The following is a 25,243-nucleotide window of genomic DNA, read 5'->3' as shown; positions in this document are numbered from 1 at the left end:
TTTTGTATCCCCTGTATAGCCGTTGGCTGGAAGGAATGGTCCCCAGGCGGCAGTATAGCCTCCTTCCGGAAGCTGGAAATAACGTGTCCCTCAGTTCTCTGTCTTCGATCCAGGCCCAGCTGGCGCAGCTGGCAGCGGCCACCGGCCGGCCGCCGGCACGGTTGTTGGCGGTGTCCAAAACCCAGCCGGCCAGTGCGATCGCCGCGCTGGCGGCGCAGGGGCAACGCGCCTTCGGTGAAAACTATGTGCAGGAAGCGGTGGACAAGATCGGCGAGCTGGCCGGCCTGGGCCTGGAATGGCACCTGATCGGCCACCTGCAGTCCAACAAGGCCGACCTGGCCGCCCGGCATTTTGACTGGGTGCAGAGCGTTGACCGCCCCAAGCTGGTCGCCGCGCTGGCCCGCCATCGTCCGCCCGCGCTGCCGCCGCTGAATGTCCTGATCCAGGTCAATATTGATGACGAGGACAGCAAGCATGGCTGTGCTCCGGAGCAGATCCTGCCGCTGGCCGAGCTGATCGCCGCCCAGCCACGGCTGCAGCTGCGCGGGCTGATGGCCATTCCGCGCCCGCACACCGACCCGACGCAGTCACTGCCGGCGTTCCAGGCCATGGCCGCGCACCAGCGTGCGTTGCAGGCGCGCTACCCGCAGGTGGATACCCTCTCTCTGGGGATGAGCGCCGATTTTCCCCAGGCCGTCAGTACCGGTGCCACCCTGGTGCGGGTCGGCAGCGCGCTGTTTGGCGCCCGCCCTCCCAGGGCCACCTCGGCCTGAGTCATCCGCACCCACAAGGAACCTGTTATGTCCCCTTCGCGACTGGTCAGTTTCATCGGCGGCGGCAACATGGCGCGCAGCCTGATTGCAGGCCTGATCCATTCCGGCACCGCTCCCGCGGCCATCGAGGTCATCGAACCGCAGGCCACACTGCGTGAGAGCCTGCACCAGCAGTACGGCATCACGGTGGCTGACAGCATCGCCAGCGCCCGGCTGGATGCCGGCAGCTGGCTGCTGGCGGTCAAACCACAGGTGATGGCCAGCGTCTGCAGCGAACTGGCCGCACGCCTGGCCCCCGGCAAGCTGGTGATTTCCATTGCCGCCGGCATCACCACGGCCCGGCTGCAACAGTGGCTGGGCGCGCATGCGCTGGTCGTGCGCGCCATGCCCAATACTCCGGCGCTGCTCGGTGCCGGCATGACCGGCCTGTATGCCGACCCCAGCGTGCCGGCAGCGCAGCGGGCACTGGCCCAGCGCATCCTGCAGGCCGCAGGCCAGGTGCGCTGGATCGAGCACGAGACGCTGATGGATGCGGTCACTGCCGTCTCCGGCTCCGGCCCGGCCTATGTCTTCGCCCTGGCCGAGGCCATGGAGGCGGCGGCGGTGGCACAGGGGCTGGATGCGGACAGCGCCCATCAGCTGGTGGTGCAGACCATCATCGGCGCCGGCCGGATGCTGGCCGAAACCGGGCAATCCCCGGGCCAGCTGCGGCAGGCAGTGACCTCGCCCAACGGCACCACCCAGGCGGCCCTGGAAGTATTGGCTGAGGGGGGATTGGGTGGATTGATCGCCCGTGCCGTCGAGGCCGCCAGCGAACGCGGCCGCCAGCTGGCCGGGGCAGGCTGAGCATCGCAACGGCAGGCTGCCGCATTTCCCACCGCGCATGCCGCCTCTCAAGGGCGTGCGCGCCGAACGCGATATAATCCAGCCCGACCAGGCTTTTCTGTTTTGAAATCCTGTTGCACGGCCAGTACAGGAGGCTGCCAGGAGGTTGGCAGCGGCAAGAACCACGTTTCGGGATTGTCAATGACCCTACATTCTGCATGCCCCGACGGTGCCTCCAGCGCACTGTCAGGACAGATTGATTTTGTCGATTGGGGCATCCAATTCGGCACGCGCACGATTCTTGCCCGGATCACCCTGGCCATCCGTGGCCCCGGGGTGACCGTGCTGATGGGCCCGGGCGGCACCGGCAAGTCCACCCTGCTCAAAACCCTGGCCGGGCAACATGGCGCCCATGCACTGAGCAGCGGCAGCCTGCTGCTCGATGGCCAGCCACTGCACACCGCCGCAAAGCTGCCGGCGCTGGCCCAGCAGCATCCGCGCGAGCTGGATTTCAGTGTGCTCGATACATTGATAGCCGCCCAGCGTGGCAGCGGCGTGACACAGACCCCGGCACAGATGCGCCAGCGGGCACTGGCCGTGCTCGAGCACTACGGCCAATCGGCACTGATCGCACAGCTGGAACAGCGCCTGTTCGACCTGCCACGCGAGCAGATGCGCTGCGCGCTGATTCTGCGTGCGGTACTGACCGGCAGCCCGGTGCTGCTGATTGATGAGCCCACCAGCGACCTGGAGCCGGCACAGAGCGCGGTGGTGCTGGCGCTGATCCAGGCCCTGGGTGCCACGCATACCTGCCTGGTGGTGCTGCACAACCAGCAGCAGGCCCGTGGGATTGCCGACCGCCTGGTGCTGCTGGCCGGCGGCCGGGTCCAGGTGAGTGCCGAACGCGACGCCTTCTTTGCCAATCCCGACAATCATCCGGTACTGGCACAGTTCCTGCGCACCGGCAGCTGCCATGTGCCCGCTCCGGACAGCCGCCCCGAAGAACTGGAACCGGCCATCGTCAGCGCCATCGGCACGCCGAGCACGCCGGGCACGGCAACCGTGCCGGCGGCGCAGGCCCCGCCCGCGGCCGATGCCCCCGCACTTGCTGTCACGCCGGCCACTCCCGGCCCGATCCTGCCCAGCGCACCGCTGCCGTTGACAGCCAGCGCGCCAGCGGCGGCAACGGCGCCGGCCAGCCGCGGCCCGAATGGCTTCCACTGGCTGGTGCCGGGCAAGCTGGCCGGTTGCCCGATGCCCGGCGCGGTACTGCCGCTGGAACATGATCTGGCCCTGCTGCGCAGTGTCGGCGTCAGTGTGCTGGTCAACCTGACCGAAAAGCCGATGACGCAGACCGCCATTCCCGCTGCCGGGCTGCGCACCCTGCACATGCCGGTGGAAGACCGCCATGCACCGCCACTGATGTGGATGAAGATGCTGCTGGTCAAGATCGAGCGTCTGATTGATCAGGAAGAAGTGGTTGCCGTGCACTGCCTGGCCGGTCTTGGCCGCACCGGCACGGTGCTGGCCAGCTGGCTGATCCGCCAGGGGCTGACCGCCGATGAAGCGCTGCGCCGCCTGCGCCTGATCGAGCCGGGCTTCGTGCAGTCGGCCGCACAGGAGCAACTGCTGCACGAGCTGGAAACCAACCTGCTCATCCGCGCCCCCGAGCTCTGATCCACACCTCATCCCCCCCGTTTCCAGAAGGACGCTCCCCGATGTCACTTGACTCCATCATTCAAAAATCCGTTGCCTCCATTCCCGAATGCCTGGCCGCCGGCTACGTCGATATTTCCTCCGGCATGCTGCTGTCGGTGCGTACCGTGGATTCGCATCCGCGCGAGGTACTGGACCTGGTCGCCGCGGCAACGGCCGACCTGTACGAGGGCCCGAACGTGCGCATGATCGAGCAGCTGTTCCGCCGCGCCCGTGGCCTGCCCGAGGGTGAAGGCGCGCACTATTTCCAGGAAATCATCGTCAACAGCGAAAACCTGATCCACGTGTTCATGCGTGGCAAGCGTTACCCCAGCTATGTAATGGTGTTTGTCTGCCGGCGCACCGCCAACCTGGGCATGGCACTGACCAAGGCCCGCCTGGCGATGCCGGAAATCGAAGCGGCGGTCTGAATCCAGCGGCCGCGGCACCCGCCGCGGCCTGGGTGGCCAGGCCTTACCGCCCTGCGCCGGGCAGGCCCGCTGGCAGGTCACCGTTTTCTGCCAGCTCCTGGTGCAGGATGCGCCGCACTTCCAGCACGGCCTCCGGGGTTTCCTGCACGCTGTGCCAGGCCGTGATCACCTTCTCTGATTCAGCGCCTGCCAAGTGGGCGCTCCAATAAGGCACCAGCCCATCATCGGACTGGGCCAACGCCACCGCCGGGTCGCGGCGGGCAATGATCGAGTGATAGGGCAGCCCGCGGCGCACTGGCAGGCCTGCCGCAACCCGGATGAATGGGTTGCTCGCCTTGAGGTTGTCGATGCTGTTGGGCAGCTTGGGCCTGGCCGGCGGGTCATCACTGTCGGCCGTGGCATCCGGGTCGGCCAGCAGCTGCACCACATCGGCAAAACCGCCAAGAATTGTCAGCGGCAAGCGCACGAACTTGCCAATGAAGTTGCCCAGGCCACTGGTGGCGATATCCGTCCCCTGGTGTGGCGTGGCGATGAAAACCGCACGGCTCACATTGGCCTCGGGCTGATAGCGCAGCAGCGGCGCCAGCCGCCGCTGCGCCTGCTGGCGACGATCCCCGCGCAGCTCAAAGCCCTCCACCACCGAAGACAGCAGGGCATCGCCAGGCGTGCTGAGCATCAGGCGGGCCAGCACCCCGCCCATCGAGTGCCCGACAAACACCATGTCCTGGCTGGCAACGGCAGTACCCTGCGGGTCGAAGTGGGCCAGGGTGCGATTCAGTGCCCGCGAAATGGTGTAACGGTTCAAACCGATCGGGGCATTGGTCGGGTAATACACCGACCAGACCTGGTAATGCTCACGCAATACCTTGTCCCCGGTCACTTCATTGACCAGGTTGACCCAGGCCTCCGGACTGCTGGCCAGCCCGTGCAGCAGGAAGATGATCCGCTTGTCAGGGTCATACGGCTGCATCAGGTAGATATGCGGCCGGGCTATCCCCTGGCCGCGGCCGAACAGGGTGCGCAGCGACTCCACCGCAAAGCCCGAGTTGGCCAGCCACAGACCGTAGGCGGCGGTGTAATTGGCCGCCAGCGGAACGCTATGGCCCTGCAGGATGATGCTGGCGGTGCGCTCGGGGGCATAGACCTCCAGGTCGAGCTCGCGCGAGGCCAGCACCTGTTCCAGCGTATTGCCGGCAAAGCGCAGCACGGCGGTGGCATTGACCGCCGGCATCTCACTGAACACCGGGATGTCCTCGACCCGTCGCGGCCCTTCTTCCGGCTCGGCGGCGTCCATCGGCAGCGCCAGCTGCGGCGGCTCCATCTCCACCACCAGCTCGGCACCAAAGCCATCACGGCGGTAGCTGCTGCGCAGGCCGGCAAAGCTGATGCTGGAAGCGGCCATCATCGCCCGCGGGACACTGCGCAGGCCCAGTTGGTCATAGCGCGCGGTAATTTTCCAGCCCTGTTCGGCCAGCTGCAGCTGGGTGCCGCTGCCGCCGTTGGCCGCCTGTTCGCGGGCGCGTTCAAACAGCACCGCGGTGACCTGCTCCACCGCGGTGTTGTAGTAATCGCGCACCTGCAGCTGGCGGTCCTCCAGCGCCCGCTGGGCGGGGCTGCGCCCGGAAAAAAACAGGTAGGCGTAGGCATGGCGTGCCGCTTCCAGCCAGGCCTGGTGACTGGCAAGCGAAGCGGTGACACCGGCCTTGCGGTCTGCCTGGACCTGGTTCAACGCAACCAGCGTCCACAACTCGGCCAGTGCTGCCAGGCGCACCTCGGTATCCACCCCGGGGCGCTGGCTCATCGGGGTGATGCAGTCACTGGCCTGCTGGCCGCAGAGCGCCGGATCGATACCAATCACCTGCAGGGCTTCCCGGGTGGCAGCGCCCAGCTGGCCACTGCTGAGCACATCGGCACGCTTGGCCACGGTGAAATCCGGCGTCGCTACCGTGCGCAGCTTGACCATGGCACAACCACCTGCCAGGGGCAGCAACAGCAACAGCAGCACCAGACGCAGCCATGGTTGCTGCCTGCAGTGTCTATTCATCGGTCTCTCCCTGATCAATTCCCGGAACACCCTGGCGGATGCGTTGCGAAAACAGCGTGCTGCCGCCATCGGCGCGGGCGCGCTGGGTAATGCGCCCGCGCTGTTGCAGCTCGGCCTGCTCATGGCCCGGCGCCAATGCCCCCAGCTGCTGCAGGTAACCGGCAAGATAACCGGAGGCCAGCAGCCGCCAATCCAACGGCAGGTCGGCATTGATGCTGCGCGCCAGCGCCCAGACAATCGTGGTGCAGTTGCTGGTCAGGCTGTTGTAGAAGGCCGGCTGCCGATCCAGCTCCTGGGCCTTGCGCAGATAGGCCACGAACAGATCACGCAGCGCCTTTCCCCGCAAGCCACTGACCCGGTACAGATAGACTTCTTCGCCGCGGGCATTGGTCCGGGTGGCGACGATATCGCGCTCGTCGGCAGCGACCAGGGTCATTTCATAGCGACGGAAAAAACCGGCCAGCGCATCAAACGACTCCCCCTGCTCCTTGCGGATCTCCAGCGAGAACACCAACTGGCGGCCATCGGCAAAGCCAAACGAAACCAGCGTGTGTGCAATCACCGGACCCATCCAGTAAGACAGCAGCACATCGGCACTGCGCAGCTGGTCCAGGTCATAGCGGCGCTGCTCCCAGGCGATGTCGTAGTCCTGTTCGCTGCGCCAGGTGAAATTGCGCACGTTGTCCAGCACCACATGGCGGCCATCGAAAGAGCGCACCTGGAGGCGCCGGGCGACGTCATCGGCCCAGGCACGGTCCTGCGCCGGGGTGATCTGGTTCCAACCGATGCCCAGCGCCAGCAGGCCGAGCATGAAGGCCAGGCCAAGCCGCCCCTGCCAGCGCTGGCTGGCGCCTGCCAAGGCCAGCAACAATCCAACCGACAGCGCGGACCAGCACAGCAACAGCAGCCCGCCGGCAATGCCGGAAAGATGGAAATGCAGCACCCCTGCGCCCCACAGCGCCACGGCAGCGACCAACAGCATCACCAGCACCTGCACCAGCCATCGTCCCATTCGTCGCATCGGTTTGATCCAGTCGCCCATCATCCAGCCAGGAACAGCATCGTGCCAGCTCCATCGCCGAATCGGCAAAAGCTTCACCATCGGGCCACAGTCAAGCCCTTGGCAAGCCCAACGCGCAGCGCCAGATCGACACCCGCGGGAGTGCCGCTGCAGGCAGTACAGCCAGGGAAACGGTGGTGAGCGTGGCGGCGTGGCGAGGCCGCAGCAGACAACGGCCCTCGTCTTCGGCGCTCGGATCGATCCCGAGGGGAGCCGATGGCTCGGGCCGGGGACAGAGAGGGTTCTGGCCCCACCCAGCGTTTGATCCAGCCCCGGCGCATGCCGGGCCCATTGCGCAGCGTGGCGGCAACTGCGGCCTTCAATCGTGGAGCCGCTGCTGGCGAACCCGGAACAGCCACGCCTGGACAGGCGACAGCGGGGCCGGCATTGCACCCGGAGCACAGCGCCACCTGGGCTGTGCATGATTCATGCCCCCCGCCATTGGCGGCAACAAAAAAGCCACTGTTTCCAGTGGCTTAGTTCGTTTCGCGTGGTGGGCGATACAGGGTTCGAACCTGTGACCCTTGCCGTGTGAAGGCAATGCTCTACCGCTGAGCTAACCGCCCGTGTCGCGATGGGCAAATTATAGAGGCTACTGGAAGAAGGTCAACACTTTTGTGAAAAATTTTCTTACATAGTCTGTGTCGGCTTGTCGGCGCCGAGTGCGCCGGCCAGCAGGGTCTCGATCTTGTTGCGGATCGCCTCGCCCTCGGGGCCATCGGCCAGCTGCACACCGATGCCGGCCGAACGGTTGCCCTGTGCGCCCATCGGCGTGGTCCACACCACCTTGCCGGCCACCGGCAGGCGCTCGGCCGAATCCGGAAGGGTCAGCAGGACGAAGACTTCATCGCCCAGGAAATAACGCTTGGCGGTGGCAACAAAGATGCCGCCATTTTTCACAAACGGCATGTAGGCCGCATACAGGGCCGGCTTGTCCTTGACCACCAGCGACAGGATGCCCTGGCGCGCGTTGAGTGCACTCATTGTTTCTTCCCCTCGGGCAGCCCGGCTGCAGCAGCCGGCCACCCCATCAGCAATTCAACCAAGGCCAGATCCGCACGTACGGTGGTGCGCAGCAACTGCGCGCAGGCATTGGCGGCATCAAACCAGGCCGCCAGCTTGGGCAATCGCGCTGGCGCGGTCAACCCGTGCTCGCGCGCATGTTCCAGGGCCAATTCGGCGGCATGCCGCAGGCGCAGTGCCAATTGCCCATCGCCACTCCAGCGCGCAGCCAGCTCGGCGGCACGGGCCTGGCCCCGGGCCAGACGCTGCAGCTCGCCAGCCACCTCAGTGCGCAGCGCCCAGCCGTCGCCGGCCAGCCATTCATCGGCCAGGCCCGGATGCCCGCGCGCGGCGGCCAGGGCGGCAGTGGCCTGCTCGGCCGGGTGCCCCTGGCTGGCCAGCCAGGCCAGCGCCTGCTGCCGCGGCGGCAAACGGAATTCCAGCTTCTGGCAACGGCTGCGGATGGTTGCAGGCAGCCGCGCGGGCTCATTGGCCAGCAGCCAGACAAAACGTCCGGGTGACGGTTCTTCCAGGGTCTTGAGCAGGGCATTGGCAGCGGCCGTATTGATCGCCTCGGCCGGCTCGATGATGACCACCTGGGCCAGGCCGTATTGCGGGGTCAGCGCCAGTTGCTGGCTGACCTGGCGGATCTGCTCGATCACGATCTCGGTGCGCAGCTTGTCACCGGTCTTGTTGGCAATGAAGGAAACCAGCTGCAGGTCCGGGTGGGTTCCGGCATCGAGCAGCTGCGCGCTGCGCGCTGCCGCCGCCGGCGCGCCCTGGCACAGCAGGTGCCGCGCCATCTGCAGGGCCACGGCACGCTTGCCGATGCCTGCCGGGCCGGTAAACAGCAGGCCATGCCCGAGCCGGCCTGCCTGCCAGGTGCTGATCAGCTGGTCGTAGACGGCCTGCTGCCACGGGGTCAGTGCACTCATCGCCGGACCTGCGCCAGATAGGCGTTCACCGCCCGGGTTACCTCGGCCACCATCTGCTCCAGCGGCACGCTGGCATCGATGCGGACAAAACGCTGCGGGTCAGCCGCCACCCGTGCCGCAAAACCGGCGTGGACCCGCTCGAAGAATGCATCGTGCTCGCGCTCGATCGCGTCCGGGACACCACCGCGCCCCTGTACCCGCGAACGGCCCAGGGCCACCGGCACATCCAGCCACAGGGTCAGACCGGGAACAAAGCCGACCACGCGCCGTTCCAGATCCGCGATCCAGTCCACCGGCAGGCCACGGCCGCCGCCCTGGTAGGCAAAGCTGGAATCGGTGAAACGGTCACACAGCACCCAGTCGCCGCGCTGCAATGCCGGGTTGATCACCTCGGCCACATGCTGGGCGCGGGCGGCGAACACCATCAGCAACTCGGCCGATGGATGCAGCCGCTCGTCGGCATCGTCCTGGCGGCTGCTGTGCAGCACCATCGCACGCAGCTGCTCGGCCAGCGGCGTGCCTCCCGGTTCACGGCTGACCACCAGGGTGCAGCCGGCGGCCTGCAGGCAGTCACGCACAGTCGCCAGCGCGGTGCTTTTACCGGCGCCCTCGCCCCCTTCCAGGGTGATCAGATGGGCGCGGCGCGGAAGAACGTCATTCATTGTGGCAAGGCATTGGATTGGCGCGCCTGGCGCAGGCGCTGCAGGTAACCGGCCACAGCCACCTGGTGCTGGGCATAGGTGGACGAAAAGACATGGCCGCCGCTGCCGTCACCGATGGCAACGAAATACAGCGCATCACCCTCGGCCGGATGGGCCGCAGCCTCCAGGGCAGCCCGTCCGGGCATCGCGATCGGGCTCGGCGTCAGGCCGCTGCGGGTGTAGGTGTTGTAAGGGGTGTCGGTGGTCAGGTCGACCTTGCGGATATTGCCGTCATAGGCCGAACCCAGGCCATAGATCACCGTCGGGTCGGTCTGCAGGCGCATGCCCAGCTTCAAGCGGCGTACGAACACCCCGGCAATCTGCGGCCGTTCGGCGGCCAGTCCGGTTTCCTTTTCGATGATCGAAGCCAGGGTCAGCAGCTCGTAGGGGCTGTCCAGCGGCAGGCCCTCGGCCCGGCCCTGCCACGCCTGTTCCAGCGCCTGCGCCATCGCCTTGTGCGCGCGCCGCAGCACATCCAGATCGCTGTCACCACGCTGGTAGACGTAGGTCTCCGGCAGGAAGCGGCCTTCCGGATGCTGCCCTTCAAACCCCAGCGCCGCCATCAGTGCGGCATCGTCCAGCTCGGCGGTGGTTTGTTCCAGCGGCGTGGCGCGGGCAAGTGCGGCGCGCAGCTGGCGGATGTTCCAACCCTCCACGATGGTGAGCCGGTGCTGGACCACCTTGCCATTGCGCATCCGCAGCAACAGCTCGGACACGGTCAGCGGCTGGGTCAGGTCGTATTCGCCGACCTTGAGCTTGCCGGCCGCATCGAGCTGGCGCGCCAGCAGCTGCCATTGCTGGTCCCGGCCGTTGTCGATGCCGGCGGCACGCAGTTTGGCCAGCACCCGGCTGAAGCTGTCGCCCGGCTCGATGATCACGCTCTCGGCACGCGGCTGCAGTAGCTGCCCTGCAAACACCTTCTGCGCCTGCCAGCCCCAGCCGATCAGTACGGCGGCCAGCAGCAACAAGGCCAGCACCAGCAACAGCACAATGCGTAGGCAACCGCGTTTACGGGGGGCCATCAAGCGCTCCAGGGCAGTAGGAAGTGCTACAGGATACCGCGCCGCCCGCCGGGATCGCAGACACCGCGACGGCCACCGGCCACTGATGGCGGCCGGTGGTGTCCTGGGCGGATGAGCCTCCGTCGCCGGGGCTTACAGCCGCTTGAACAGCAGCGAGCCGTTGGTACCACCAAAGCCGAAGCCGTTGGAGAGCACGGCATCGACCTGCTTCTGGCGTGCGGTGTGCGGCACGTAATCCAGGTCACAGCCCTCGCCCGGGTTGTCCAGGTTGATGGTCGGCGGAATCACCCCGTGCTGCAGCGCCAGCACCGAGAAGATCGCCTCCACCCCACCGGCAGCGCCAAGCAGGTGGCCGGTCATCGACTTGGTCGAGCTGACCATCAGCTTGTAGGCGTGGTCGCCGAAGGCAGCCTTGATCGCATCGCTCTCGCCCAAGTCGCCCAGCGGGGTCGATGTGCCATGGGCGTTGATGTAACCCACCTGCTCGGGAGCAACCCCGGCATCACGCATGGCCAGCTGCATGCAGCGCTTGGCGCCTTCGCCGCTGGGTGCGGTCATGTGGTAGGCATCGGAAGTGGCACCAAAACCGGCCAGCTCGCAGTAGATGCGTGCGCCGCGCGCCTTGGCGTGCTCGTACTCTTCCAGCACCAGGATGCCGGCACCGTCGCTGAGCACGAAACCGTCACGGTCGCGGTCCCACGGCCGCGATGCCTGTACCGGTTCGTCGTTGCGGGTGGACATGGCCTTCATCGCGCAGAAACCGGCCATGGCGGTCGGCGCCGAACCGCGCTCGGCACCGCCTGCGACCATCACATCAGCATCGCCGTACTGGATCATGCGCATCGCCGTACCGATGGAGTGGTTGGCGGTGGCACACGCCGACACCGGCGAGAACGTCGGCCCCTTCAGGCCGCGCAGGATGCTCAGCTGCCCGGGCAGCATGTTGATGATCGTGCTGGGGATGTAGAACGGGGAAATCTTGCGCGCCCCGCCCTCCAGAAACTTTGCCGTCTGCTCCTCGATACCGAGCAGGCCGCCAATGCCGGCGCCGATCAGCGCACCGATGCGCTCGGCGTTGGCCTCGTTGATTTCAAGCCCTGAATCATCCAGCGCCATGAAGCTGGCGGCCAATCCGTAGTGAATGAACGGATCCATCTTCTTGGCATCCTTGGCCGGAATACCAAAGCTGGCCACGTCAAATCCTCGGATCTCACCGGCAATGCGGGTGCTGAACTGACTGGCGTCAAAGCCGGTGATCGGGCCAATCCCCGAGCGTCCTGCGGTGATGCCTTCCCAGCTGGTGGCCAGATCATTGCCCAGCGGGGAAATCATCCCCATGCCAGTCACGACGACGCGACGACTCATGCTCATTTCTCCTGACCAGCACCTGGCTGGTGGCGATACTCGAGTATTAAAAAGGGCCGCAATGCGGCCCTTCCTGGTACGACCCACAGGCCGGCGCGCAAGGCGCACCCGCCGGCGGGAAACGACCGCGATCAGGCCTTGACGTGGGCCTTGACGTAGTCGATGGCGGCCTGGACGGTGCCGATCTTCTCGGCTTCCTCGTCCGGGATTTCGCACTCGAACTCTTCTTCCAGGGCCATCACCAGCTCAACGGTGTCCAGGGAGTCGGCACCCAGGTCATCGACAAACGATGCGGTGGTGGTGACTTCCTCTTCCTTGACGCCAAGCTGTTCGATGACGATTTTCTTGACGCGCTCTTCGATGGTGCTCATTGGGTATCGCTCCAGATGGAGTAGTGGTTCAAAAGACGCCACCATGATGGTGGCCGTTGGATAGTGTAGTGGAAACTTCCGGGACAAGTGTCCCTGAAAAAAACCACATAAATCAAACAATTAAAACAACAGGCCTGACCTTCCGGTCACGCCATGTGCATCCCGCCGTTGACGTGCAGGGTCTCGCCGGTGATGTAGTTGGCAGCCGGTCCGGCCAGGAAAGCCACTGCATCGGCAATGTCCTGGGCCTGCCCCAGCCGGCCCAGGGCGATCTGCCCGAGCATGGCCTGCTTGGCCTCTTCGGGCAGGTCGCGGGTCATGTCGGTTTCGATGAAGCCCGGCGCGACCACATTGACGGTAATCCCGCGCGAGCCGATTTCCTTGGCCAGCGACTTGGAAAAGGCAATGATGCCGGCCTTGGCGGCAGCATAATTGGCCTGCCCGGCATTGCCGGTGGCGCCGATGACCGAAGCGATGTTGATGATCCGGCCCTTGCGTGCCTTCATCATCCCGCGCATCACCGCCTTGGACGAACGGTAGACACTGGTCAGGTTGGTATCGATCACCGCCTGCCAGTCTTCATCCTTCATCCGCATCAACAGGTTGTCGCGGGTGATCCCGGCGTTGTTGACGAGGATGGAGATGCTGCCAAATTCCTTGCCGATGGTCTCGATCAGCGCTTCGATCGCGCCCGCCTCGTTGACCTGCAGCACACGACCGTGGCCACCGCAGGCAGCCAGACGATCGGCAATGGCCGCAGCACCGCTCTCGGTGGTGGCGGTGCCGATGACCACGGCGCCCTGCGCGGCCAGGGTGTCGGCGATGGCCGCGCCAATGCCACGGCTGGCACCGGTCACCAGGGCGATTTCACCTTGTAGGGGCTTGCTCATTGAGTTGCATCCTTAAACTTGAACCAGACCGATGCGCAGCGCGCAGCAGCCATTATCCACGCGGCCACTGGGCCAACGCGGCATCGAAATCGGCCAGCGTGCCCAGCGCGCGGGCATCGATGGATTTATCGATGCGCTTGATCAACCCGGAAAGCACCTTGCCCGGACCACATTCGGCCACGCAGGTCACGCCCATGGCTGCCAGCTGCTGCACGCAGCCGGTCCACTGCACCGGCAGATACAGCTGCTTGACCAGCGCCTGGCTGATGGCGTCAGCCCCCTGGTGGACGGCGGCATCGACGTTGTGCACCACCGGCAATGCCGGCGGGTGCCAGGCCACATCGGCAATGGCCGCAGCCAGCTGATCGGCCGCATCCCGCATCAGTGGGGTGTGCGAAGGCACGCTCACCGCCAGCTTCACGGCCTTGCGCACGCCACGTTCGGCCAGCAGCGCCAGCGCCCGGTCCACCGCGGCGGCATCACCACCGATGACGATCTGGCCGGGAGAATTGAAATTGGCCGGCACCAGCACCTGGCCCTGCGCCGCCTGCTGGCAGACTTCGGCCACCAGCGCATCGTCGGCACCGAGCACCGCTGCCATGCCGCCGACACCGGCCGGGCAGGCCGCCTGCATCAACTGGCCGCGCAGGCGCACCAGGCGCGCGCCATCCTGCAGGGACAGCGCACCGGCAGCGACCAGCGCCGAGTACTCGCCCAGGCTGTGCCCGGACAGCACCGCCGGCTGGGCACCGCCCTGGGCCTGCCACAACCGCCACAGGGCGATCGAGGCGGCCAGCAGTGCCGGCTGGGTGAACTCGGTCTGTCCCAGCTGCGCTTCCGGCCCCTGCTGCGCCAGCGCCCACAGATCCACGCCTGCACCGGCAGAAGCTTCGGCGAAGGTATCGATGATCGACGGGTGGGCAGCAGCGATATCAGCCAGCATGCCCAGCGACTGGGAACCCTGGCCGGGGAAGACGAATGCGAAAGTGGAATCGGTCACAGGCAATCAACGGATCTACAACGGTCGGGCCGCATCATAAGCGTGAACGGCACAATCCGTCTGTACCGGCGCGTATGCAAACTGACAAAGTCAAAAACAAACGCGCCCGCCGGCAGTCACCGGCGGGCGCTGTGGGCAACCCGGCAACTCAGTAGCGCAGCAGCGCCGAGCCCCAGGTAAAGCCACCGCCAAACGCTTCCAGCAGCAGCAACTGGCCACGCTGGATGCGGCCCGAACGCACGGCCGTATCCAGCGCCAGCGGGACCGAAGCAGAGGAGGTGTTGCCGTGCTTGTCGACCGTGACAACCACCTGTTCCATCGACATGTCCAGGCGCTTTGCGGTGGCCTCGATGATGCGCAGGTTGGCCTGGTGCGGCACCAGCCAATCCAGATCCGCCTTGCCCAGGCCATTGGCCTGCAGGGCTTCATCAACCACCGAATCCAGCGCCTTGACCGCGTACTTGAACACGTCATTGCCCTTCATCTTGATGGTACCGCTGGAGCCGACACCCTCACCAAAGCCGGAAGACACACCTGCCGGGGTCCACAGCAGCTCCTTCTTGCTGCCATCGGCATGCAGGTGGGTGCTCAGGATGCCGGTATCGCCGTCAGCCACCAGCACCACCGCGCCGGCACCGTCGCCGAACAGCACGCAGGTGGTGCGGTCAGACCAGTCGATGATACGGGTGAGGGTTTCAGCACCGATCACCAGCACTTTCTTCGCATCACCACAACGGATGAACTTGTCGGCCACCGACAGCGCATACAGAAAGCCCGAGCAGGCCGCGTTGACATCCAGCGCTGCCGAACCGACGGCCCCCAGCCGCGCCTGCACCAGGCAGGCGGTGGACGGGAAGATCAGATCCGGCGTGGTGGTACCGACGATGATCATGTCCAGCTCATCGACGCCGATCCCGGCAGCCTCCAGCGCCCGCAACGCCGCCTCGTAAGCCAGGTCGCCGGTGGTCTGTTCGTCGGCAGCGATGTGGCGCTGGGTGATTCCCGTGCGCTCACGAATCCACTCATCGCTGGTTTCAACGGTCCTGGCCAGCTCCTCGTTGCTCAGCACCTTCTCGGGCAGGTAGCTGCCAGTGCCGGCAATTCGCGCATAAATCCGTTCGCTCATCGGGTTACCTCAAAACAGAAAAAGGGGCGCCGAAGCGCCCCTGAAGCATAAGGCGCAAGGCCACCGCCATCACAGCAGTGGCCTTGTGACCCATCAGTCTTCGCTGACAGCCGAAGCCTTGGTAGCAATCACCTTCTTGCCACGGTAGAAACCGTCAGCAGTGACGTGGTGACGGATGTGCACTTCACCGGTGGTCGGATCGGTGGACAGCTGCTTGGCGCTCAGCGCGTCATGGGCACGGCGCATGCCGCGACGGGAAGGGGTGACTCGGGATTTCTGCACAGCCATGGGATAGCTCCAAACTCGGTTCGATATGTTTCGTCGTTTCGTTGCACACAGACGCCAGCGCCCGGTACCACCTTCGCTTTCGCCGCAGCCGCCGACGACGACCGGCTGCTATTGTTTCTTGAGAGAGGCCAATGCTGCAAATGGGTTGACCTTGGCGACCTCTTCGGTCGTGGCCTCCCACTCACGCTCAACGGCTTCACTGCCCGGCGACACCGGCACCAGCGGAACCGCCAGCACCAGCTCATCCTCGACCAGATCCAAGGGCTTGAGATAGCCATCTTCGGCCACCAGCAAAGCCTCGTACCCTTCCGGCAATGCGGCTTCATCAGCCTCATCACGGATCAGCCCGAAACGCTGGACCATGGAAATCGGGTGCAGGTAACGCTGCAGGGTGCGCTGACAGATCAGCGGCAACTCGGTTTCCAGGGTCAATTGAACATAGGACACCCGCAGGGTCTCGTCGCGACCAAATTCCAGCGCGTAATCGCACTTTCCTTCGAAATCAACAAGCAACCCCTGCAGACGGGTCAATTGCGCCAGTGATACCTGGCCATCCAGACGCTTGCGCGCCGAGACCATCCGCCAGGCATCCAGCGATTCGGGCACGTTCGCGGACATAAGCCGCAGAATGGTAGGGCCCCAACCCCGTGCTGTCAAACCCGTTGTTGGCACGCGGTCAGGCGCTTGCCAGCCTGCTATCGGCTGCGCAGACTGCCCCGCCGCCCTGCCGGATGAGCCCGCCGATGCCTTCGTTGATTCTTGCCTCCACCTCGCCCTACCGCCGGGACCTGCTGCAGCGGCTGGGCGTGGATTTCCAGTGCGTCCGGCCCGAGGTCGATGAAACCCCGCACCCCGGCGAAACGGCGGATGCGCTGGCCCGGCGTCTGGCGTGCGAAAAAGCCCTGGCCGTGGCCCGCCAGCATCCAGGCCACTGGGTCATCGGCTCGGACCAGTGCGCCGGACTGGACGGCCGCATCCTGGGCAAACCCGGCAGCGAGGCCGCCGCCTGCGCGCAGCTGGCAGCGATGAGCGGGCGACGGGTGGATTTCCACACGGCCGTCTGCGTGGCCCGCGACGAGCAGCTTTTCCAGGCCTGTGACCTGACCTGCGTGCATTTCCGTACCCTCGATGCGGCGGCTGTTGCACGCTATGTCGCCCGGGAACAACCCCTGGACTGCGCCGGCAGCTTCAAGTGCGAGGGCCTGGGCATCAGCCTGTTTGAAGCCATCGACAACCACGACCCCACTGCGCTGGTCGGACTGCCGCTGATCGCCACCTGCCGGCTGCTGCGCCAGGCAGGCTTCGTGCTGCCCTAACCGACCACCACAGGCCAGCGCGCAAACGTAGCGGTCAGCGCCGCAGCTCGATCCGCTGCTGTGCCCAGTCCTCGCTGCTGCCGTCATTGCCGTGCAGGCGCAGGCCCAGCCAATGGGTACCTGCGGGCACTGCCGACAGATCCAGCTGCGCCGCAAAGCCCACATGCGGATGCTGCGGGTCGTTGCTGGCCGGCCATACCGCGCGCACGTCAAGCGCACGGCCATAATCGGCCAGCTGCAGTGGCTGCCCGTCCAGCAGCACTTCCACACTGCGCAGGCCAACCCCGTCCTTGAAGGCCCAGCCAGTTACCTCAAGCCGATCGCCCACCACCTGCCGCGGCAACGGGGTATCGACCCAGGCGATGGCCGGGGTCACGCACGGCCCGGGCTGCGGCGCCGACAGCGCAGGCAGGCGGAACAACAAAAACCGCTGGCGGCCATGGTCAATCGACACGGTCGTCGGACCGGGCAAGGGACCAAACCACTCACACAGCTGGTGGTAGCGCGCCAGCAGGTCACGAAAGCGCTGATCGGCCGGATTGACCACCAGCAGCTGCGGTACCTCGCTGCGGCCATCGCCGATCAGGCCCCACAGCGCCAGTTGCGCGGTACGCCCGTGGCGGTCATTGAGTGCATGCGGCAACACCGCGATGTCGGGATCACCCAGCTGGAAACCCAGTTCGGCACCGATCTTGAAACTGCCGGCCAACAGCCGGCTGCCTTCGGGCATCTGCGCCAGCTCATCGCGTACCGCCACGGCCAATGGCTCCCAACCGATGAAGTTGCGCGGATAGAACTTGTTGTCGGCCAGGGACTGACGCAGGCCCGGACTGCCGGCCATCGCGTAATAACCCATCGCCGCGACCAGGCCCATGGCCATCGTCGCCCACAGGAGGCGCCGCCACCGCGGCGACCAGCCTGCCAGCAGCGCCGGTGCGGCCACCAGCAACGCCAGGTAACCCGGCAAGGGCCAGTGGAAGCTGATGCGCTCGATATCGGTAAAGAACCCCAACGTGAAAATCATCGCGGTGGAGACGCCGCCGGCCAGCGCGAAATAGCGCATCGGCGCGCTCCAGCCGGGCTCTCGCCCACCCCGCCAGGCCACCAGCCAGAGCAGGCCGCACAGCAGCGGGGTCACCATCAGCGGCTGGATCAACAGAAAGAACAGGCCTTCCAGATGAAAGCGCCATGGGTGACGGTCAAGCAGCTGGAAGCGCAGGCCGGCATCGTGGTTGTCGGCATTCCAGGCCAGCAGCGGCAACCACGCCACCACACCGACGCTCAACGCCATCCACACCCGGCTGTCGCGCAGCAGGCGCCGCCCCTGCGGCAGCAGCAACAACGCCATCAGACCCATGCCGATGACGCCCAGAAAGCGGTAATGACTCAACGCGCCCAGGGCCAGCCCGAAGGCCAGCTCCACCGCGTTGAAGGCGTTGACCTGGCGCAGCAGGCGCGCCACGGCATGCAGGCACAGCACCGCTGCCAGGGCCATCGGCACATCCGGCACGGCCAACAGCCCCAGGGTGCCGGACAGCGGCATCAGCAGGCACAGCACCCCGGCCTGCCAGCCGGCGACCTCGCCGAACCAGCGCGCGGACATGCGCACCACAAACCAGGGAATGATGGCGGCGATGGCCAGGAACGGCAGCCGCAGCGCCAGCACGTGCTGCCCGCCGAGCTCGACCCCCAGGCGGGTCAGCCAAGCGGTCAAACCCGGCAGGTCCGAGTAGGCCGGGGCCAGGCGCTGGCCTTCCTGCCAATAAAAGGCCTCATCGACGAACAAGGGCAACTGGGAAGCAACGAGCAGTTTTATTGCCGCAGCCGATGCCCACAGCAACAAAAAACACTTCCGCCACCACGACTCGGCCTCGACCACCGCTACACTCCCAGTGCTTCCGTTAAGCGAGCTCCCCATGCCCGAAGTGCGTTCCTTCCACGACATCGTAACTGAACAACAGCAATTTGCCCTGGCCAGAGCGCTGGAACAGGTCAATGCCCTGGTCGTGGGCAAGCCCCAGCAGATCAAACTGGCCTTTGTCGCGCTGCTGGCAGGCGGTCATCTGCTGCTGGAAGACCTGCCCGGCCTGGGCAAGACCACGCTCGCCCATGCCCTGGCGCAGACCGTCGGCCTGGAGTTCAAGCGCGTCCAGTTCACCACCGACCTGCTGCCGGCCGATATCCTCGGGGTATCGGTGCATGAGCCACAGCGTGGCCAGTTCGTGTTTCATCCCGGGCCGATCTTTACCGGCGTGCTGCTGGCCGACGAGATCAACCGCGCCCCGCCACGCACGCAGAGCGCGCTGCTGGAAGCCATGGCCGAGCACCAGGTCACCATTGACGGGACAAGCCATCGCCTGCCCGAGCCGTTCTTTGTGATTGCCACCCAGAACCCGACCGATCTGAGCGGCACCTTCCCACTGCCCGATTCGCAGCTGGACCGTTTCACCCTGCGCCTGAGCATGGGCTACCCCAGCCCGGCGGCCGAGCGTGCGCTGCTGCGGGGCGAGCACCGCCGGCAGATGATTGCTGCCTGCCAGCCACAGCTGGACCCGGCCAGCGTCAGCGCGCTGCGCCAGGCGGTGTTGCAGGTCCATGCCAGCGACGCCCTGCTGGACTATCTGCAGGCGCTGCTGGCCGCCAGCCGCCAGCATGCCGATATCGCCACCGGCCTTTCCCCGCGTGCCGGTCTGGCACTGCTGCAGGCCGCGCGCGCCCACGCACTGCTGCGCAACCGCAGCCATGTGCTGCCGGACGATATCCAGGCCGTGTTCGTGGCCCTGGCCGGCCACCGTCTGGTCGCTGCCGGCGGCGAGCACAGCGGCCAGGCGCTGGCGCAGATGCTGCTGGCACGGGTGGCAGTGGATTGAACCCTCGCCCTGCCTTGCACCCGTACGTCCTGCAGCTGTCACGCAAGCTGGGCCGGCTCAAACGCCAGCCCCTGCCCTGCGCGGTCAATGCCCGGCGCATCTATGTGCTGCCCACGGGGGTGGGCCTGTTTTTTGCCACCCTGGTGCTGGTGATGAGCCTGGGCGCACTGAACTATGGCAACAACCCGGCATTGCTGCTGGCCCTGTTGCTGGCCGGTGCCGGGCTGGCCAGCGCCCTGAGTGCCCACCTACAGCTGTCCGGCGTGGTGGTGGCCGGCATCCAGGCCGCACCGGCCCGGGCCGGCGAACCGGCGCAGGTGCACATCCAGCTCGAACATGCCGACCCGCGTCGGCGCGAGGGCCTGCGCGTGCAATGGGATGATGGCGCCGCTGCCACGGCAGCCCCTGCAACCACGGCCGACAGCCACCAATTGCAGGCCATCTGCTCGCTGCCCGCGGTCAAGCGCGGCCTGCACCCCCTTCCGCCACTGACCCTGAGCACCACCCAGCCGCTGGGTCTGGTGCTGGCATGGACCCGGCTGCACCCCCACCGGCAGTACCTGATCTACCCGGCGGCAGAACACAACGGCCCGCCCCTGCCCACGCCCCCCAGCGCCAGCGGCAACCGGCCTGATCAGGCCGGCGAGGACGACCTGCTGCGCGATTACCGACCCGGTGACAGCCGCGCCCGCATCGCCTGGAAGGCATCGGCACACCGGCAAAGCCTGCTGGTGCGCCAGCCCACCGGCGGCGGGCCCACCCCACTGGCACTGGATTGGCAGCAGCTGGGCCACCTGGCATACGAGGCCAGGATCAGCCGCCTGGCCCACTGGATGGAACTTGCCGCCCACAGCCAACGCCGCTGGAGCCTGCAGCTGCCCGGCCAACCGGCCCTGGGCCCGGGCAGCGGACACGATCACCTGCAAGCCTGCCTGCGCGCCCTGGCGTTGATGCCCGATGAACGCTGACAACCTGCCCCTGCCGCTGCGCTGGCCGGTACTGGCCACCCTGGGTATCGCCCTGCTGCCGTTGCTGCTGCAGCTTCCCCACCTGCTGGCCATACTGGTGGCTGCCAGCTGGCTGCTGATCAGTGGCGCCAGCCTGCGCTGGTCATTGCCCTCGGTGCTGCGCCTGTTGCTGGTGGTACTGGTGCTGGCCACCATTGCCCAGCAGATGGGCCTGCGCCCCGGACGCGATACCGGCTGCGCCCTGCTGGCCGCCATGCTGGCAATCAAGGGCAGCGAACTGCGCAACCTGCGCGATGCGCGCAGTGCCATCGGCTTTGCCCTGTTTGCGCCCTTTGCCGCGTTCCTGCTCGATCAGGGACCACTGAGCCTGCTGCTTGGGCTGCTGGCGGTACTGGCGGCCCTGGCCAACCTGGCACGGCTGGCCCGCTGGTCGGTGGGGCTGCCCAGCCAGGCCGCACTGCCGCAGCTGCGCCAGGTGATGCTGCTCCTGTTGCTGGCACTGCCGCTTGCCCTGGCCGCGTTCTGGTTGCTGCCGCGCCTGGATGGTCCGCTTTGGGGCCTGCCCGAGCGGGCGGTGGGCCGGCCCGGCCTGAGCGACACACTGCAGCCGGGCAAGTGGATCGACCTGATGGCCGATGACAGCGCCGCCCTGCGCGTGCGCTTCGATGGCCCGGTTCCGGCACCCGAGCAGCGCTACTGGCGCGGCCCGGTGATGTCGCAGTTCGATGGCAGCAGCTGGTCACGCGCCAACCTGCCCGGGCAGGCGGCCACACCACGCGACAGCGTCGCGCAGTGGCGCTACGTCATTGACTACGAGCCGACCGACAAGCGCCAGCTGGTGGCCCTGGACCTGCCGCTGGCCGCCCCCGCAGGCAGCCACCTGGATGGCCAGTACAGCCTGCGCAGCGAACGCCCGCTGACCGGCCTGACCCGCTGGGCACTGGCTTCCAGCCCGGCGCAGGCCGATACCAGCGCATTGAGCGACGCACTGCGCCGGCATTACCTGGCGTTGCCGGAAGGGTACAACCCACGCACGCTTGCGCTGGGCCGGCAATGGCAGCGCGAAGCCGCCGGGGATGGCGAGAAGATCGTCCAGCGCGCCCTGCAATGGGTACGCCGCGACTTTGCCTATACCCTGGCCACACCGCTGCCCGGACGCCACCTGGCCGATGAATTCCTGTTCGATCAACAGGCAGGCTTCTGCGAACACTTCAGCTCGTCCTTTGCCATCCTGCTGCGCAGTGCCGGCGTCCCCACCCGGGTGGTCACCGGCTACACCGGAGGCGTGCGCAACCGCTATGGCGACTACTGGGTGGTACGGCGGATGGATGCGCACGCGTGGAATGAAGTGTGGCTGGCCGGCCGTGGCTGGGTACGCGTGGACCCGACCGCCGCCGTCGCACCCGAGCGCATCTACGACACCCTGGAACAACGGCTGGCCGATGGCGAGGTGGCCACAGAAGGCCTGCTGCCGGCACTGGGCCTGCGCTGGCAGGCGCTGCGTGAAGCCGGGGACTGGCTGCGGCAACGCTGGAACCAGCAGGTGCTTGGCTACGACGCCGCCGCACAGGCGCGCCTGCTGCGGTATTTCAACCTGGCCGATGCGCCATTCGCACGCAGCCTGCTGATGCTGGCGTGGCTGCTCGCCAGCGGGCTGGCCGTTGCCTTGATGTGGCAGCTGCTGACCCGCAGCAAGGCGCCAGCCGATCCACTGCTGGCCGCCTGGCAGCGCCTGGGCCAGCGCTATCGCCACCTGGGCCTGGAACCGGGCCGCAACGAAAGCGCCCAGGCCTGGGCGGCCCGTGTCCAGCGACAGCTCGGCGACAGCCCGCTGACGGAGCTGGCGCGACGCTACAACGCCAGCCGGTATGCCGGCCAGGCCGACCCGCCGCTGCTGGCGCAGCTGCGTCGTCACCGCCCCAAACGCAGCTGAACAACCCACGACCAGGCCCGCTGCCACGCCCCCGGACAGCGGGCTACACTTTCCTGCGTCATGCGGCCGTTGCCGCGCTCCTGGAGCTGACAGATGAACATCCGCTTGTTGCTGCCTGCACTTGCCAGCGTGTTGCTGGCTGCCTGCGCCACTGCACCGAAGCCGCTGCAGGGCCAGTTTGCCCCGATCACTCCCCAGCAAGGCCTGACACAGACGGCCCAGGGCCAGAGCGTACGCTGGGGCGGACGGGTCATCGAGACCCTTCCCGGCGCCGACCAGACCTGCTTCCAGATGCTCGCCCGCCCACTCAACAGCCTGGGCCGGCCGACTGCGCGCAACAACGACGCCAGCGACGGCCGCTTCCTGGCTTGCCGCAGCGGTTTCTATGACCCGGCCGTTTTCCAGCCGGGGCGCGAGATCACCTTCATCGGCCGCCTCGACGGCCAGCAGAGCGTCAAGATCGGCGAGTACGAATACACGCTGCCACGCCTGGCCGCCGATGTAATTTACCTGTGGCCGGAACAGACCCAGTCCAACCTGCCACCGCCCTACCCGTACTACGGCCCATGGGGCCCGGGCCCGTGGGGCCCGCGCTGGGGCTGGTACGGCTGGTGGTAACCGCCCCACCGACAAGCACCTGAGACAACAACGGCGCCTGCAGGCGCCGTTGTTGTCCCAGCCGTCACTGGTGGCGGCTCAGACGCCAAAATCGCCCAGGGCAGCGCCGGCAAGCAGGTGCATGTGGATATGGAAGACGGTCTGTCCGGCATGCTCACGGCAGTTCATCACGATACGATAGCCATCCTCGGCCAGACCCTGTTCACGCGCATACGCCGCTGCGGCCAGGGCGAGCCGGCCAATCAACGGCGCCTGCTCGGCACGCAGGTCATCCAGGGTCGGGATGATCTGGTTCTTCGGAATGAACAGCACATGCACCGGCGCCTTCGGTGCGATGTCCTTGAATCCGAGCACCTCGTCGTCTTCGTAGACGATGGTGGCCGGTATTTCACGACGGATGATCTTGCTGAAAATGGTTTCCTGGCTCATGGCGACCTTGGACAATCAACGATCATCCAAGCTTAGCCGATGACTCAGCGCGGGACTTCAGCGCGGCTGCCAAAGGCATGGGACAGGGTGCCGCGATCGACATATTCCAGCTCACCGCCCAGCGGCAGGCCCTGGGCCAGACGGCTGGGTTGCACGCCATGCCGGCGCGCCAGCTGCGCCAGGTAATGCGCCGTGGCCTCGCCCTCCACCGTGGCACTGGTGGCGATGATCAGTTCACTGATCTCGCCGGCCGCCAGACGCTGTCCCAGGTGCTCCAGTCCCAGCTCCTGCGGCCCGATGCCGTCCAGCGGCGACAACCGGCCCAGCAGCACGAAGTACAGACCACGAAAGCCGGTGGCCTGTTCAATGGCCAGACGGTCGGCGGGCGATTCCACCACGCACAGCTGGCTGCGCTCACGCCCACTGGACTGGCACACGCGGCACAGCGGGTCCTGGCTGAAATCGCGGCAGCTCTCGCAGCGGCCGATCACCTCCACCGCCTCGGCCAGCAGACGCGCCAGCTCGGCCGCCCGTTCACGGTCGCGCTCGAGCACGTGGTAAGCCATGCGCTGGGCACTCTTGGGGCCGACACCGGGCAGGATGCGCAGGGCCGCAATCAGTTGATCAAGTAACGGTGCGCTCACGGGAACACTCAAGGACCGGCGCGCAGGCGCAGCACCTGCGCACCGGAGGGTGGATCAGAACGGCAGCTTCATGCCCGGCGGCAGCTGCATGCCAGCGGTGGCCGCGCCCATCTTGCTCTTGGACTCGGCATCGATCTTGTTGGAGGCGTCGTTGAAGGCGGCAGCGATCAGGTCCTCGACCATTTCCTGGTCAGACAGGATCGACGGGTCGATCCGCACCTTGCGGCATTCCTTGGTGCCGGTCAGGGTAATGCTGACCATGCCACCACCGGCGCTGCCGGTGACTTCCAGCTTGGCCAGGTCTTCCTGGGCGCGCTGCAGGTTTTCCTGCATCTTCTGCGCCTGCTGCATCAATTGGGCGATATTGCCACGCATAGTTCTTACTCTTGGTAGGGTCGAATGGTGTCCGGCACCAGGCGTGCGCCCTGCTGTTCAACCAGCTCACGCACGTACGGGTTGGCGGAAAAAGCGGTCTGTGCCGCCGTTTGACGCTCCTCACGCTCACGCTCCTGGCGAGCGTGCAGGGTTTCGGCCTGCGTCTGGCCACTGCCGAGCACGATCCGCGGACGCTGGCCCAGATGGTCGGCCAGGGCCTGTCCCAGCTGCTCCAGCGAGCGATCGGTCTGCAGGTAATCAAAACCGTCGGCCAGCACCAGGCGCAACACGCCTTGCCCATGGCCGGTGAAGGCACAGTTGGCCGCCAGCTCACGTGCCGGGCCGCTCAAACCGCTGGAGGCGACAAAATCCAGCCAGTCCTCGGCATTGACCAGCGCGTGGCCCGTGGCGGCTGGCGACACGGCGGGCTCAACGGCGGCCGGTGGCGGCACTGAACCGCCCGCAGCAGCGGGCAAACCCTCCATGTCCGCAGCGGCGGCCTGCCCGGCCGGGACCTGCGCCTGCCCACTGCCGGGCGGATCTGCGGGTGCGGGTGCGGGTG

Annotated in this window: 27 protein-coding genes and 1 tRNA gene; 9 read left to right on the top strand and 19 right to left on the bottom strand. The window is 66.6% G+C overall.

Annotation, left to right across the window (positions count from 1 at the left end; all coding sequences use genetic code 11):
- The first annotated feature begins 35 nt into the window (after positions 1 to 35).
- From ABB25_RS09915 to ABB25_RS09900, 4 genes are all read left to right on the top strand, one after another.
- Positions 36 to 773: a YggS family pyridoxal phosphate-dependent enzyme gene (locus ABB25_RS09915; protein WP_083488236.1), complete on the top strand. Its 738-nt coding sequence runs from the start codon at positions 36 to 38 to the stop codon at positions 771 to 773.
- A gap of 27 nt (positions 774 to 800) precedes the next feature.
- Positions 801 to 1,619 (top strand): pyrroline-5-carboxylate reductase, encoded by an 819-nt coding sequence (proC, locus tag ABB25_RS09910; protein WP_057666347.1) that lies wholly within the window; start codon positions 801 to 803, stop codon positions 1,617 to 1,619.
- A 180-nt stretch (positions 1,620 to 1,799) separates the two neighbouring features.
- Positions 1,800 to 3,275, top strand: coding sequence for a phosphatase domain-containing putative toxin (locus ABB25_RS09905; protein ID WP_057666345.1), 1,476 nt, complete (start codon positions 1,800 to 1,802; stop codon positions 3,273 to 3,275).
- Positions 3,276 to 3,316: 41 nt separating this feature from the next.
- Positions 3,317 to 3,724: a hypothetical protein gene (locus ABB25_RS09900; protein WP_057666344.1), complete on the top strand. Its 408-nt coding sequence runs from the start codon at positions 3,317 to 3,319 to the stop codon at positions 3,722 to 3,724.
- A gap of 43 nt (positions 3,725 to 3,767) precedes the next feature.
- On the opposite strand, the gene ABB25_RS09895 is transcribed toward ABB25_RS09900, so the two are convergent.
- From ABB25_RS09895 to ABB25_RS09830, 14 genes are all read right to left on the bottom strand, one after another.
- Positions 3,768 to 5,768, bottom strand: coding sequence for an esterase/lipase family protein (locus ABB25_RS09895; RefSeq protein ID WP_057666342.1), 2,001 nt, complete (start codon positions 5,766 to 5,768; stop codon positions 3,768 to 3,770).
- Positions 5,761 to 6,789 (bottom strand): Lnb N-terminal periplasmic domain-containing protein, encoded by a 1,029-nt coding sequence (locus ABB25_RS09890; RefSeq protein WP_244477800.1) that lies wholly within the window; start codon positions 6,787 to 6,789, stop codon positions 5,761 to 5,763. The genes ABB25_RS09895 and ABB25_RS09890 overlap by 8 nt, the downstream gene beginning before the upstream one ends.
- Before the next feature lie 530 nt (positions 6,790 to 7,319).
- A tRNA-Val gene (locus tag ABB25_RS09885) sits at positions 7,320 to 7,394 on the bottom strand.
- A 64-nt stretch (positions 7,395 to 7,458) separates the two neighbouring features.
- Positions 7,459 to 7,812: a PilZ domain-containing protein gene (locus tag ABB25_RS09880; RefSeq protein WP_057666340.1), complete on the bottom strand. Its 354-nt coding sequence runs from the start codon at positions 7,810 to 7,812 to the stop codon at positions 7,459 to 7,461.
- Positions 7,809 to 8,765 carry a DNA polymerase III subunit delta' gene (locus ABB25_RS09875; RefSeq protein WP_057666338.1) on the bottom strand — a complete coding sequence of 319 codons (957 nt, stop codon included), beginning with the start codon at positions 8,763 to 8,765 and terminating at the stop codon, positions 7,809 to 7,811. Before ABB25_RS09875 ends, ABB25_RS09880 begins: the two co-directional genes overlap by 4 nt.
- Complete coding sequence (gene tmk, locus ABB25_RS09870; RefSeq protein WP_057666336.1) at positions 8,762 to 9,427, bottom strand: dTMP kinase; 666 nt, start codon at positions 9,425 to 9,427, stop codon at positions 8,762 to 8,764. The genes ABB25_RS09875 and tmk overlap by 4 nt, the downstream gene beginning before the upstream one ends.
- Positions 9,424 to 10,488: an endolytic transglycosylase MltG gene (mltG, locus tag ABB25_RS09865; protein WP_057666334.1), complete on the bottom strand. Its 1,065-nt coding sequence runs from the start codon at positions 10,486 to 10,488 to the stop codon at positions 9,424 to 9,426. Before mltG ends, tmk begins: the two co-directional genes overlap by 4 nt.
- 132 nt (positions 10,489 to 10,620) lie before the next feature.
- The gene (fabF, locus tag ABB25_RS09860; RefSeq protein ID WP_057666405.1) at positions 10,621 to 11,853 is read right to left on the bottom strand and encodes a beta-ketoacyl-ACP synthase II; all 1,233 of its coding nucleotides are present in this window, start codon (positions 11,851 to 11,853) and stop codon (positions 10,621 to 10,623) included.
- A 131-nt stretch (positions 11,854 to 11,984) separates the two neighbouring features.
- Positions 11,985 to 12,224 (bottom strand): acyl carrier protein, encoded by a 240-nt coding sequence (acpP, locus tag ABB25_RS09855; RefSeq protein ID WP_057636567.1) that lies wholly within the window; start codon positions 12,222 to 12,224, stop codon positions 11,985 to 11,987.
- A 146-nt stretch (positions 12,225 to 12,370) separates the two neighbouring features.
- Positions 12,371 to 13,114 (bottom strand): 3-oxoacyl-ACP reductase FabG, encoded by a 744-nt coding sequence (gene fabG, locus ABB25_RS09850; protein ID WP_057666332.1) that lies wholly within the window; start codon positions 13,112 to 13,114, stop codon positions 12,371 to 12,373.
- A gap of 52 nt (positions 13,115 to 13,166) precedes the next feature.
- Positions 13,167 to 14,114: an ACP S-malonyltransferase gene (gene fabD / locus ABB25_RS09845; protein WP_057666331.1), complete on the bottom strand. Its 948-nt coding sequence runs from the start codon at positions 14,112 to 14,114 to the stop codon at positions 13,167 to 13,169.
- 148 nt (positions 14,115 to 14,262) lie between these two features.
- Entirely contained in the window at positions 14,263 to 15,240 is a 978-nt protein-coding gene (locus tag ABB25_RS09840; RefSeq protein ID WP_057666329.1) for a beta-ketoacyl-ACP synthase III, read from the bottom strand.
- A gap of 93 nt (positions 15,241 to 15,333) precedes the next feature.
- Positions 15,334 to 15,528, bottom strand: coding sequence for a 50S ribosomal protein L32 (gene rpmF, locus ABB25_RS09835; RefSeq protein ID WP_057666327.1), 195 nt, complete (start codon positions 15,526 to 15,528; stop codon positions 15,334 to 15,336).
- A 108-nt stretch (positions 15,529 to 15,636) separates the two neighbouring features.
- Positions 15,637 to 16,146, bottom strand: coding sequence for a YceD family protein (locus ABB25_RS09830; RefSeq protein ID WP_057666325.1), 510 nt, complete (start codon positions 16,144 to 16,146; stop codon positions 15,637 to 15,639).
- A gap of 125 nt (positions 16,147 to 16,271) precedes the next feature.
- Here ABB25_RS09830 and ABB25_RS09825 point away from each other — a divergent pair, with 125 nt between their 5' ends.
- Positions 16,272 to 16,844: a Maf family protein gene (locus ABB25_RS09825; RefSeq protein WP_057666404.1), complete on the top strand. Its 573-nt coding sequence runs from the start codon at positions 16,272 to 16,274 to the stop codon at positions 16,842 to 16,844.
- 34 nt (positions 16,845 to 16,878) lie between these two features.
- Here the strand turns inward: ABB25_RS09825 and ABB25_RS09820 are convergent, their stop codons facing one another.
- Complete coding sequence (locus ABB25_RS09820; protein ID WP_057666323.1) at positions 16,879 to 18,762, bottom strand: ArnT family glycosyltransferase; 1,884 nt, start codon at positions 18,760 to 18,762, stop codon at positions 16,879 to 16,881.
- Between ABB25_RS09820 and ABB25_RS09815 the strand changes: the two genes are divergently transcribed.
- The 4 genes from ABB25_RS09815 to ABB25_RS09800 all read left to right on the top strand — a co-directional run bounded on the left by ABB25_RS09815 (position 18,761) and on the right by ABB25_RS09800 (position 23,233).
- The gene (locus ABB25_RS09815) at positions 18,761 to 19,714 is read left to right on the top strand and encodes an AAA family ATPase (RefSeq protein ID WP_057666322.1); all 954 of its coding nucleotides are present in this window, start codon (positions 18,761 to 18,763) and stop codon (positions 19,712 to 19,714) included. The genes ABB25_RS09820 and ABB25_RS09815 overlap by 2 nt on opposite strands.
- 14 nt (positions 19,715 to 19,728) lie before the next feature.
- Positions 19,729 to 20,682, top strand: coding sequence for a DUF58 domain-containing protein (locus tag ABB25_RS09810; protein WP_057666321.1), 954 nt, complete (start codon positions 19,729 to 19,731; stop codon positions 20,680 to 20,682).
- Positions 20,672 to 22,615 (top strand): transglutaminase TgpA family protein, encoded by a 1,944-nt coding sequence (locus ABB25_RS09805; protein WP_057666319.1) that lies wholly within the window; start codon positions 20,672 to 20,674, stop codon positions 22,613 to 22,615. Before ABB25_RS09810 ends, ABB25_RS09805 begins: the two co-directional genes overlap by 11 nt.
- Before the next feature lie 93 nt (positions 22,616 to 22,708).
- The gene (locus ABB25_RS09800) at positions 22,709 to 23,233 is read left to right on the top strand and encodes a Slp family lipoprotein (RefSeq protein ID WP_057666317.1); all 525 of its coding nucleotides are present in this window, start codon (positions 22,709 to 22,711) and stop codon (positions 23,231 to 23,233) included.
- A 78-nt stretch (positions 23,234 to 23,311) separates the two neighbouring features.
- Here ABB25_RS09800 and ABB25_RS09795 read toward each other — a convergent pair whose 3' ends face one another.
- The 4 genes from ABB25_RS09795 to ABB25_RS09780 are packed head-to-tail and all read right to left on the bottom strand — an operon-like array spanning position 23,312 to position 25,103.
- Positions 23,312 to 23,662 (bottom strand): histidine triad nucleotide-binding protein, encoded by a 351-nt coding sequence (locus ABB25_RS09795; RefSeq protein WP_057666315.1) that lies wholly within the window; start codon positions 23,660 to 23,662, stop codon positions 23,312 to 23,314.
- 44 nt (positions 23,663 to 23,706) lie between these two features.
- Complete coding sequence (gene recR / locus ABB25_RS09790) at positions 23,707 to 24,306, bottom strand: recombination mediator RecR (protein WP_057666313.1); 600 nt, start codon at positions 24,304 to 24,306, stop codon at positions 23,707 to 23,709.
- A 54-nt stretch (positions 24,307 to 24,360) separates the two neighbouring features.
- Positions 24,361 to 24,681, bottom strand: coding sequence for a YbaB/EbfC family nucleoid-associated protein (locus ABB25_RS09785; RefSeq protein ID WP_057666312.1), 321 nt, complete (start codon positions 24,679 to 24,681; stop codon positions 24,361 to 24,363).
- 5 nt (positions 24,682 to 24,686) lie between these two features.
- Positions 24,687 to 25,103, bottom strand: coding sequence for a DNA polymerase III subunit gamma/tau C-terminal domain-containing protein (locus tag ABB25_RS09780; protein ID WP_244477798.1), 417 nt, complete (start codon positions 25,101 to 25,103; stop codon positions 24,687 to 24,689).
- Positions 25,104 to 25,243 lie beyond the last annotated feature (140 nt).

The organism is Stenotrophomonas koreensis, from assembly GCF_001431525.1.
GTDB lineage: Bacteria > Pseudomonadota > Gammaproteobacteria > Xanthomonadales > Xanthomonadaceae > Stenotrophomonas > Stenotrophomonas koreensis.
Note: the sequence above shows the minus strand (reverse complement) of the source record. Positions and strands in the feature narration are given on the sequence as shown.

What these genes read in the sequence shown, in the direction of transcription:
- mltG (WP_057666334.1), bottom strand. Translation starts at nt 10,488, where the DNA reads ATGGCCCCCCGTAAACGCGGTTGCCTACGCATTGTGCTGTTGCTGGTG.
- ABB25_RS09875 (WP_057666338.1), bottom strand. Translation starts at nt 8,765, where the DNA reads ATGAGTGCACTGACCCCGTGGCAGCAGGCCGTCTACGACCAGCTGATC.
- ABB25_RS09830 (WP_057666325.1), bottom strand. Translation starts at nt 16,146, where the DNA reads ATGTCCGCGAACGTGCCCGAATCGCTGGATGCCTGGCGGATGGTCTCG.
- rpmF (WP_057666327.1), bottom strand. Translation starts at nt 15,528, where the DNA reads ATGGCTGTGCAGAAATCCCGAGTCACCCCTTCCCGTCGCGGCATGCGC.
- ABB25_RS09795 (WP_057666315.1), bottom strand. Translation starts at nt 23,662, where the DNA reads ATGAGCCAGGAAACCATTTTCAGCAAGATCATCCGTCGTGAAATACCG.
- ABB25_RS09805 (WP_057666319.1), top strand. Translation starts at nt 20,672, where the DNA reads ATGAACGCTGACAACCTGCCCCTGCCGCTGCGCTGGCCGGTACTGGCC.
- ABB25_RS09915 (WP_083488236.1), top strand. Translation starts at nt 36, where the DNA reads ATGGTCCCCAGGCGGCAGTATAGCCTCCTTCCGGAAGCTGGAAATAAC.
- ABB25_RS09880 (WP_057666340.1), bottom strand. Translation starts at nt 7,812, where the DNA reads ATGAGTGCACTCAACGCGCGCCAGGGCATCCTGTCGCTGGTGGTCAAG.
- tmk (WP_057666336.1), bottom strand. Translation starts at nt 9,427, where the DNA reads ATGAATGACGTTCTTCCGCGCCGCGCCCATCTGATCACCCTGGAAGGG.
- proC (WP_057666347.1), top strand. Translation starts at nt 801, where the DNA reads ATGTCCCCTTCGCGACTGGTCAGTTTCATCGGCGGCGGCAACATGGCG.
- ABB25_RS09800 (WP_057666317.1), top strand. Translation starts at nt 22,709, where the DNA reads ATGAACATCCGCTTGTTGCTGCCTGCACTTGCCAGCGTGTTGCTGGCT.
- ABB25_RS09895 (WP_057666342.1), bottom strand. Translation starts at nt 5,768, where the DNA reads ATGAATAGACACTGCAGGCAGCAACCATGGCTGCGTCTGGTGCTGCTG.
- ABB25_RS09825 (WP_057666404.1), top strand. Translation starts at nt 16,272, where the DNA reads ATGCCTTCGTTGATTCTTGCCTCCACCTCGCCCTACCGCCGGGACCTG.
- ABB25_RS09840 (WP_057666329.1), bottom strand. Translation starts at nt 15,240, where the DNA reads ATGAGCGAACGGATTTATGCGCGAATTGCCGGCACTGGCAGCTACCTG.
- ABB25_RS09905 (WP_057666345.1), top strand. Translation starts at nt 1,800, where the DNA reads ATGACCCTACATTCTGCATGCCCCGACGGTGCCTCCAGCGCACTGTCA.
- ABB25_RS09890 (WP_244477800.1), bottom strand. Translation starts at nt 6,789, where the DNA reads ATGCGACGAATGGGACGATGGCTGGTGCAGGTGCTGGTGATGCTGTTG.
- ABB25_RS09815 (WP_057666322.1), top strand. Translation starts at nt 18,761, where the DNA reads ATGCCCGAAGTGCGTTCCTTCCACGACATCGTAACTGAACAACAGCAA.
- ABB25_RS09820 (WP_057666323.1), bottom strand. Translation starts at nt 18,762, where the DNA reads ATGGGGAGCTCGCTTAACGGAAGCACTGGGAGTGTAGCGGTGGTCGAG.
- ABB25_RS09900 (WP_057666344.1), top strand. Translation starts at nt 3,317, where the DNA reads ATGTCACTTGACTCCATCATTCAAAAATCCGTTGCCTCCATTCCCGAA.
- ABB25_RS09785 (WP_057666312.1), bottom strand. Translation starts at nt 24,681, where the DNA reads ATGCGTGGCAATATCGCCCAATTGATGCAGCAGGCGCAGAAGATGCAG.
- fabG (WP_057666332.1), bottom strand. Translation starts at nt 13,114, where the DNA reads ATGAGCAAGCCCCTACAAGGTGAAATCGCCCTGGTGACCGGTGCCAGC.
- acpP (WP_057636567.1), bottom strand. Translation starts at nt 12,224, where the DNA reads ATGAGCACCATCGAAGAGCGCGTCAAGAAAATCGTCATCGAACAGCTT.
- fabF (WP_057666405.1), bottom strand. Translation starts at nt 11,853, where the DNA reads ATGAGTCGTCGCGTCGTCGTGACTGGCATGGGGATGATTTCCCCGCTG.